This window comes from Streptomyces sp. NPDC090442 (assembly GCF_044769405.1).
GTDB lineage: Bacteria > Actinomycetota > Actinomycetes > Streptomycetales > Streptomycetaceae > Streptomyces.
On sequence record NZ_JBIVXW010000034.1, the window covers coordinates 100,365 to 108,954 of the forward strand.

The following is an 8,590-nucleotide window of genomic DNA, read 5'->3' on the forward strand; positions in this document are numbered from 1 at the left end:
TCGGACGTCCTGAGTCAGATCACCGGAGCCGGATGACCTGGGTGAGGTGATCTGAGGTGATGTGCCGCCCGTTGCGGTCCCAAACGGGCGGCGTCGTGCGGACGGTGATTTTCGGTCACGAGCGGGCCGTGAGCACCAGCTTGCCCGTGACGCGGCCCGTTTCGCCCTCCGCGTGGGCCTTCGCGGCCTCGTCGAGCGGGTACGTGCCGGACACGTGCGCGTGCAACTGGCCGGACTCGACCAGCGCCGCGATCGCCGCCATGCCCGTCTGGTCGTGCTCCACGATCATGAACCTGCTCCGCACGCCCAACTCCCGTGCACGCTCGACCACTTCGGTCGCGTCCCCGGGAAGGATCGACACCAGCATGCCGCCGGGCCGCAGCACCTTCAGGGAGCGCAGGGAGGTCTCGTCACCCAGCGTGTCGAGCACCACATCGACGTCGGTGACGGCCTCGGTGAAGTCGACGGTGCGGTAGTCGATCATCTCGTCCGCGCCCAGGCCCCGAACAAAGTCGTGCTTGGCGGCGCTGGCCGTGCCGATCACATAGGCTCCCCGCGCCTTGGCGATCTGCACCGCGAGGTGTCCCACGCCGCCGGCGGCCGCGTGCACCAACACCCGCTGCCCCGGCTCCAGTTGCGCGTTGTCGACCAGTGCCTGCCAGGCGGTGAGGGCGGCCAGCGGCAGCGCGCCGGCCTCGACGTGGCTCAACGCGGCGGGCTTGGGCACGAAGGCGCGGGCGGGCCCGGTGACGTACTCGGCGTGCGAGCCGACGCCGTGCGGGTACGGCAGCATGCCGAACACCTCGTCGCCGGGTTGGAAGAGGGACACGCCGAGCCCGACGGCCTCGACGGTGCCCGACACGTCCCAGCCCAGCGTGAACGGGGGCTCGCCCAGGAAATTGCCGTGCTTGCGGTGCTTCCAGTCGGTGGGGTTGACCCCCGCCGCATGGACGGCGACGAGGATCTGGCCGACGCCCGGCTCGGGGCGCGCGGTCTCGACGAGCTCAAGGACGTCGGTGTCGCCGAGCGTGCGCTGGCTGACGGCCTTCATCGTCGGGGCGGGGGTAGAGGTGGTGTTCTCAGTCATGCATCCAGCCTGCCGGGGCGCCCCCGACCTGGGCAATGGCAAGATTGTCATTTGTCGATAGAATCGTGCCATGACTGCTGAGCGCCGCCCGCACCGCGTCGTCGTCCTCGCCCTCGACGGCGTCTACGCCTTCGAGCTGGGCATCCCCAACCGGATCTTCCCGCTGGTCCCCGGTGACGCGTACGAGGTCGTCACGTGCACGGTGAGTGACGATCGCACGGTGGCGACCAACGCCGACTTCACGATCACCGTCGAGCACGGACCGCAGGTATTGGAAACCGCGGACACGGTCGTCATCCCGCCGTACGATCTCCGGCTCCTCACCCGTGAGCTGCCGGGCCCCGTGCGCGACGCCCTCGCCCGGATCAGGCCGGGCACCCGCATCGTCTCCATCTGCACCGGCGCCTTCGCGCTCGCCGCGGTCGGCCTGCTCGACGGGCGCACCGCGACCACGCACTGGGGCATGGCGGACCTGTTCCGGGAGCTGTTCCCTCAAGTCGCCCTGGACCCTGAGGTGTTGTTCATCGACGACGGTGACGTACTGACGTCGGCGGGCGCCGCGTCCGGCGTCGACGTGTGCCTGCACGTGGTGCGCCGTGATCACGGCAGCGCGGTCGCCAACCACGTCGCCAGGCACTGTGTCGTGCCGCCGTGGCGCGAGGGCGGACAGGCCCAGTACATCGAACAACCCATGCCGGAGGAGGAGGCCAGCAGCACCGCCGCCACCCGTGCCTGGATCCTCGCGAACCTCGACCGGCCGCTCGCCCTGCGGGAGCTGGCGACGCACGCCCGGATGAGCCCGCGCACCTTCGCGCGGCGCTTCCAGGAGGAGACCGGTACGAGTCCCGGCCGGTGGCTGATCCAGCAGCGGGTGCACCGGGCCAGGCACCTGCTCGAATCCACCGACCTGTCGGTCGACCGCATCGCGGCGGAGGTCGGCTTCGCCACGGGCACGTCGCTGCGGCAGCACCTGCAGTCGACGATCGGGGTGTCGCCGCAGGCGTACCGCAGGACGTTCCGGACCGGGGCGGAACCCCAGGCGGCAGCCAAGGTGTAACGCCGGCCAGGGGCGGCGTGCGCGGCCGGCCCCATCCCGACTGCGGAAGTGAAGGCCGTCTCGCGCTCCATACGTCACGCGATCAACCAGGGCTCCACGCGGCCAAAGCCCCCAAGGAATGGCCGGTTAGCGCCTTTGTGCGATTTCCATGCTGTGAATTTTCCCATGCATGCGCAACACGTCGGCAAACAATACCCAAGAGGGTTACCGGTGTCGGCCCCTTCGCCGGCGAGGATTTCAAGGCTCCGGCGGGGAGAGGCGGATGCGATGTCAAGGATGCGTCAACACTTGCATCCTTACGCAGGTGTGCCGCTACTCTCCACCGTGAGGCGTCTGAACGAACAAAGACCACTGACTCCGTATGTCTGGTTTCAGAGAGTAGGGCCCGGGTGGCGGACGGCTTCAAGTAGCCTTCACGTTCTACGGGTTGACCTTGCAGCGCAAATTCTGTCGACTGGGGGCGAGTTGGGTCTCTCCGGTCAACTCGCTTTCGGTGTCCGCGGTCTCGGGTTCGGTGTGCCTCGCATCCAAACAGCAAGTATTCTCCCGTCTCGTGCCGCGGTGCTTCTTGCGCCGTCAACCGGGACACCTTCCGCGCAGTAGGTGTCTGAAATCTTCAAGAGGTGTCCTCATGGTGCTTCTGTCTGGTCTGCGTTCAGTGCGTCCCAAGGATTCTGGGCGCCCTATGACGGTGCATTGCACGCTCCGTGTCATGTGTGACCGGCAGGCGGAGGGCAGGATTCATGGCCTGTGCGTTCGTATGTTCACAGGAGTTGACGCGCGCTTGGACGGGCGCCACGTCACCCGGTCGGGCGGCGGCGTCACCGTGATCGAACGGGTCGCTATCGCTCCGGACAGCACCGCTACCGCAGCACTGGAACGGCTGGTCGTGCAATTGACCCGCGAGCCCGGGGTGCGCAACGTGTCCTGGCATCTACGCCCTGACGACATCTCCGCAAGTGGCCCGCAAGACCGTCCTGTTGGCGGGTGAAGCACTCCTCGCACGGTGTTTCGGTAGCGCTGCGCCGTGCGAGGAAGCATCTTGAGGCCAACCGCTGCACGGCACTTGAAGGGGGCCGTTGGCGTTTCGGTGCCCAAGAGGCCGTCCAGGACGGCTAGTGTCGAAGATAGCTCTCGGCGGCTGTCAAGACGCTCGTTACTGCTGGTTCGACTGGAATGGCGATGGCCGTCGCCGTCGGGCCCGACTGGCGCTCCATGCCTCATGGGGCGTCGGACTCGGGCAACATGTCGTCGGTCATCCGGCTGCATTCAACCAAAGGCCCTTTGTGGCACGTGCTTTCAATGAAGGGGATTCGGTGTCACGGCGTAGGAAATGGTTCCTGGGGGTGGTGGGATTCGCGTTGTGTGCAGACGCTCTTCGCGTCGGATTGGGGACAGTGGCTCCGGCATCCGCCGGGCAAGATGCGGGCGCTTCCATTCTGCCGACCGTTCGTGAGGGAAATCCGCTGGCAACGGGACTGTTGGGGCACCTTCCATTGCCGGGTCCGGCGCGCAACCATGAGGAGAAGGCGTACTGGACCGCCCAAAGGATGGCTGAAGCGGTCCCGATCGATGTGGCAGACACCCTTCGCAGGGGAACGTCACTACTGACCGCCACAAAGGAACTTCCCCACAACGATGAGCTCCCTCGGGCGGCCGAGCACTTCGACGGTATGCCCATGGTCGGGACCTTCTTCTTCGACGGCAGCCCGGTGGACGGCAAGGCGACGTTCTGTACGGGCAGCGTGGTGCACAGCAACGGTCACAGCCTCGTCCTGACAGCCGGGCACTGTGCCTCCGGCCTCACTCAGGCCAAGCACGCCATCTTCGTACCCGACTACCGCTTCGGATCCTCCGCCACCGCTCAGCCCTACGGGATCTACCCGGTGACCCGCCTCTTCATGGACCCCCGCTACCAGGCCAACACCAAACAGGCGACATCGGACCTGGACCTGGCCTTCGTCCAGGTCTCCACGAACGCCGAGGGCAAGACCGTCGAGGCCGCCGCCGGTGCGCTGACATTCGCCCGGACACCCGGTTACGACAACCACGTCACAGTGGTCGGCTACCCCTACTCCGACACCGTCAACCGGGGTCACCAGGCGGTGCGTTGCGATGCCGCCACCCGTCGACTGCCGGGCTTTCGACAGATGCAGATGGGCTGCGGGGGCTTCTACGCGGGCGTCTCCGGCGGCCCGTGGATCAGCGACTACAGCCCTTCCACGAGAACCGGCAAGGTCATCGGGAACGTAGGCGGTTACAACGGTGGCGGGAACGACGCCGACGACGACAGCGTCACCTACTCACCCCTGTACGGCACGGAGGCCCAGGACCTCTACGACGACGCCAACGCAGGCCGTACGGTCCACCGCCCGCAGACCTACAACCCGGTCGATTCCTGAACTCCATGAAGATCCGAGGCGCACTCGCGAAGCGCCGGCTCGCCTGACAACTGGCCTTCGGGGAAAGTCCGTTCGAGGCGGCGGGCGCGTTCGCCGAGAGGTCCCTTGGCCCGACAGTCCATGCCCTGCGCCCTCACGGGATTTCGGGGGTGCGGATCTGGCCGGAGGGGCCGAGGGTGGTGAGTTGTCGGGTGAGGGCGGCCACGGTACGGCCGTCGGTCCGCTTGCGGTACAGCGCGATTGCCACGTCGAGATGGACCGTGGCCTCTCCCTTGCGGCCCCGACGGTTGAGGAACCCGGCGAACTGGACCTCGGTGTGCCCATGGAGGAAGTCGTCGCCGGCCTCGGCGCTCAACTCGATGAGTCGGAGCCAGGCGGCCTCAGCCTCCGCGGCACGGTCCAGCCGGTCCAGCGCGTGGGCCTCGAAACCAATGGCCCCCAGGGCCATTTGGGAGAGAGGCCGGTCGGTGACCAACCTCTGAATGCGGCGCGCGTGGCCGAGCGTCTCCTCGGGGGCGAAGGCGTTCATGCCGGCCAGGCACATGCGGTGCAGAGCGAACGCCTCCAGGAACGGGTCGCCCGCGGAACGGGCGGCGTCGAGGGCTGCGGCGAAACACCGTTCCCCGAGGTCCGGGCGGCCGAGGTCGTGGTGGACGCCCCCGAGAATGCCGACCGTGATGGTCCGGTGGCGGTCGCCCGGCGGGTGGAGCGAAAGGGCGCGTTCCAGGTGCCTCAGGGCTTCCTGAGGCCGGTCGAGTTGGCCGAGGACGGTGCCCATGGCGCTGTGCGTCCGCGCCAACGCGCCTGGTTCTGCGAGCAGTTCGGCCGCGCGCAGGGCGACGGTGGCGCAGTCGAGCCAGGCGCTGATGTCGGTGCAGATGTAGTAGCCGGCGGCGTTGGTGGCCAGCCGCCAGGCGCGTTCGTAGTCGCGCGACGCGATGCAGACGTCGATGAGTGCCCGGATCGTCGACGCCTGGGGCGCCCACCAGCCCAGCGCCTCCTGGGGGTTGGCGAACCCGGGCAGACCCCGGGGCGGGGCGCCGCCGACCGGGGGGCAGGGGATGTGGTCGTCACCGAAGATCACGGCCGAGGCCGCGGCGGTCATGGCCAGGCAGTGGTCGACCAGGCGCTCGATGGCGTGCGCCCGGTCGGAGGGCGAGAGTTCCTCGTCGAGCAGGCGGCGGCAGTAGAGCCGGACCAGATCATGGGCCTGGTAGCGGCCCGGACGGGACTCCGTGAGCAGGTGGAGCGCGGCCAGGTCCGCCAGGGCCCGTCGGCCCTCGGTCGGCGGGCCGTCGAGGAGGGCGGCGGCGGCCGGGGAGTCGATGTCGCTGCCGGGGTGGAGGGCGAGCAGTGGTAGCAACCGGGCGGCGCCGGGGGACAAGCGGCCCCGGCTGAGCGTGAGTTCGCGCTCGACGCTCCGGCCGCCGGACAGTCCCAGGGCATCCAACCGGGCCTGCCCGTCCGCCAGTTCGGCGACCAGGTCGGCCACCGTCCACTGCGGGTGGGTGACCAGTCGGGCGACGGCGATGCTCAGCGCCAGCGGCAGGAAGTCGCAGAGTTCGACCAGGCGACGCGCCGCCTGGGGGTCCTGGAGCGCGCGCCGGTCGCCCAGCCGCAGCCGGACCAGTTCATGCGCCGCGGTGGCGCTGAAGGAGCCGACCGGAAGGAAGGCGGCCTGGTGCCGGTCGATCAGGTCGTTGAGCGCCTGCCTGCTGCACACGACGGTGCGCGCGGGCCCGTCTCCGGGGAAGCAGAGGGCCACGTCCTCGCCGCACCGGGCGTTGTCGAGGACGACCAGCAGGCGACGGCCGCGGGTGCGGTCGCGGAACAGCCGGGCGCGCGCCGCGGTGCCGGCCGGGATCTCGTCGTCCGGTACGCCCATGGCGCGTAGGAAGGCATGCAGGATCTCCCCGGGTTGCGTGGGCCCCCGGTCGTCGAAGCCGCGTAGGTCGGCGTAGAGCCGGCCGTCGGGAAAGCGGTCGGCCACCGTGTGCGCCCACTGCACGACCAGCGAGGTCTTACCGCTCCCGGCGGCCCCGGCGGCCACGAGCAGCGCGGTCTGTCCGGGGCCGCCGTCGGCCCCGTCGCCGCACAACTCGTCGAGCCGCTGTTGCTCGTCCGGGCGGGCCACGAAGCCGGCCGGCGGACGTGGCAGGGTCTGGGGGGCGAGGTAGGCGGGCGGGGCGGCGGGCGCCACGGTGGACGCGCGTGCCGCCGTCGGGGCTGCCAGGTTCGGATCGGCGCGGAGTATGCGCTCGTACAGCGACTGGAGTTCCGGTCCGGGCGCCACGCCGAGTTCGTCGTCGAGGTACCGCTGGGTGTCGAGGAAGACCCCGAGCGCCTCGCCCTGGCGTCCGGCGCGGTACAGGGCGAGCATGAGCAGCTCGCGCAGGCGCTCCCGCAGCGGGTGCCGTGCGGCGAGGCCGGTCAGGCCGGGTATCACCTCCGTGTGGCGGCCGAGTTCCAGCCGCACCTCCGCCAACTGCTGTTCGGCGCCGAGCGACGACTCGGTCAGCCGGTCCCGCTCGTGCGCGGCGAACGGGCCCGGAAGTCCGGCCAGCGGCGTGCCGTACGGCAGGGCCACGGTCCGGGCGAGGAGTTCCTCGGCCCGGTGCGACTGGCCAGCCGCCCGGGCCCGCGCGGCCATGGCGAGCCCGTCCTCGAAGGCGTCGGTGTCGAGGGTTCCGGCCGCCGTCTCCAGGGCGTATCCGCCGCCGGCGGAGACCAGCGGGCCCGGCCCGGTGGCCGGCCGCAGGCCGCGTCGGAGTCTGGAAACGTACGTGCGCAAGGTGTTCAGCGCGGAGGGCGGCAGTTCCTCTCCCCACACCGCGTGCAGCAGCGCGTCCCGCTCGACCGGGCGGCCCCGGTTGAGGAGCAGCGCGGCGAGTACCGCCTGTTGTTGGGGACGGCCGACGTCCAGCGGGGTCTCCGCGCGCCAGGCACGTACCGGGCCGAGCACCGCGAACGCGATGTGGTCTGCCTCCGCCACCTCGTGCCTTTCGGGAATCACACACTGGACAAAATATCGACGAAAGGTATCCGATTCGGTTGCCCGGGCAAAACCGTGCCGGTGCGGCGCCGTACGCCGCCGCCTTGCGCCCCCACTCCCGTCAACCTGCCGGCAACCTTTCAACTGCCTCCGGCTGAAAGCCTGCGAGCGGCCGATGCCTCACTCGTCGGTCGGAACGCAAGAACAAGGAGGTGTCCCGTGGCACGGGACAAAGTGCGCATATCCCGGCGACGTGCGGTGTACGCGGGCGTGGCCGCGGCCGCCCTGGCCGGAGCCCTCGGCGTCGGCCTGGAATGGTCCGGGGCGATGGCGGCCACCGCTTCCCCGGCGCGGAGCGCCACATCCGGCCCGACGAGCGGTGCCTGGCTGGGCATGAAGAACGGTCACCTCAGCTACGGCCAGGACGCTCAGGGCAACCGGATCCCCGACTACTCGTTCGCCGGGTACGAGGGCGGCGGGGTGCCGCTGCCGCAGGCGCCGGTCAAGGTGACGGTCCCGACGCCGGGCACCGGTGACGAGACGGCAGCGGTGCAGGCGGCGATCGACAAGGTCGCCGCCCTGCCGCAGGGCCGCGACGGCCTCCGCGGCGCGGTCCAGCTCTCGGCCGGCCGCTACCACGTCGCCGGACAGTTGCACATCGGCGCGAGCGGTGTCGTGCTGCGCGGCGCGGCCACCAACTCCACGGTGCTGGTGGCCGACAAGCCGTCGGCGCGGACGCTGGTGACCATCGGCGACAAGTCCCGCTACACCCCCGCCGGCACCGCACAGCAGGTCACCGACGCCTACGTGCCCGTCGGCGCCACGACGTTGACGCTGGGCAGCACGGCCGGGCTGAGCGTCGGCGACGAGGTGGTGGTGGAGCGGCCCACCACCCAGGCATGGATCGATGCCATCGGCATGACCAATGCTTGGAAGCCCAACTGGAGCCTGCGCTCGGAGCGGAAGATCACCGCGATCCACGGCGACAAGGTGTCTTTCGACGTTCCGCTGACGACGGCGCTGGAGAAGCAGTACACCCAAGCCACCGTGTA

At 69.8% G+C, this 8,590-nt stretch carries 5 protein-coding genes and 1 pseudogene; 4 read left to right on the forward strand and 2 right to left on the reverse strand.

The window, feature by feature from the left end:
• Positions 1-115: 115 nt before the first annotated feature.
• On the reverse strand, positions 116-1,087 hold the full coding sequence (locus ACIQU6_RS24065) for an NADP-dependent oxidoreductase (protein ID WP_403483736.1): 972 nt from the start codon (positions 1,085-1,087) through the stop codon (positions 116-118).
• Positions 1,088-1,157: 70 nt separating this feature from the next.
• Here ACIQU6_RS24065 and ACIQU6_RS24070 point away from each other — a divergent pair, with 70 nt between their 5' ends.
• From ACIQU6_RS24070 to ACIQU6_RS24080, 3 genes are all read left to right on the forward strand, one after another.
• A complete protein-coding gene (locus tag ACIQU6_RS24070; protein WP_403483737.1) occupies positions 1,158-2,144 on the forward strand; it encodes a GlxA family transcriptional regulator in 987 nt (328 codons plus the stop codon).
• 712 nt (positions 2,145-2,856) lie between these two features.
• Positions 2,857-3,135, forward strand: coding sequence for a hypothetical protein (locus ACIQU6_RS24075; protein ID WP_403483738.1), 279 nt, complete (start codon positions 2,857-2,859; stop codon positions 3,133-3,135).
• A gap of 688 nt (positions 3,136-3,823) precedes the next feature.
• Entirely contained in the window at positions 3,824-4,546 is a 723-nt protein-coding gene (locus ACIQU6_RS24080) for a trypsin-like serine peptidase (protein ID WP_403483739.1), read from the forward strand.
• 133 nt (positions 4,547-4,679) lie between these two features.
• Here ACIQU6_RS24080 and ACIQU6_RS24085 read toward each other — a convergent pair whose 3' ends face one another.
• Positions 4,680-7,538 carry a BTAD domain-containing putative transcriptional regulator gene (locus ACIQU6_RS24085; RefSeq protein WP_403483740.1) on the reverse strand — a complete coding sequence of 953 codons (2,859 nt, stop codon included), beginning with the start codon at positions 7,536-7,538 and terminating at the stop codon, positions 4,680-4,682.
• 219 nt (positions 7,539-7,757) lie between these two features.
• Between ACIQU6_RS24085 and ACIQU6_RS24090 the strand changes: the two are divergent.
• Positions 7,758-8,590 (forward strand): annotated as a pseudogene (locus tag ACIQU6_RS24090) (peptidoglycan-binding protein); the annotation flags it as partial.

Excerpts from the sequence above, each read along its gene's own strand:
- ACIQU6_RS24075 (WP_403483738.1), top strand. The coding sequence starts at position 2,857 with ATGTGTGACCGGCAGGCGGAGGGCAGGATTCATGGCCTGTGCGTTCGT.
- ACIQU6_RS24065 (WP_403483736.1), bottom strand. The coding sequence starts at position 1,087 with ATGACTGAGAACACCACCTCTACCCCCGCCCCGACGATGAAGGCCGTC.
- ACIQU6_RS24080 (WP_403483739.1), top strand. The coding sequence starts at position 3,824 with ATGGTCGGGACCTTCTTCTTCGACGGCAGCCCGGTGGACGGCAAGGCG.
- ACIQU6_RS24070 (WP_403483737.1), top strand. The coding sequence starts at position 1,158 with ATGACTGCTGAGCGCCGCCCGCACCGCGTCGTCGTCCTCGCCCTCGAC.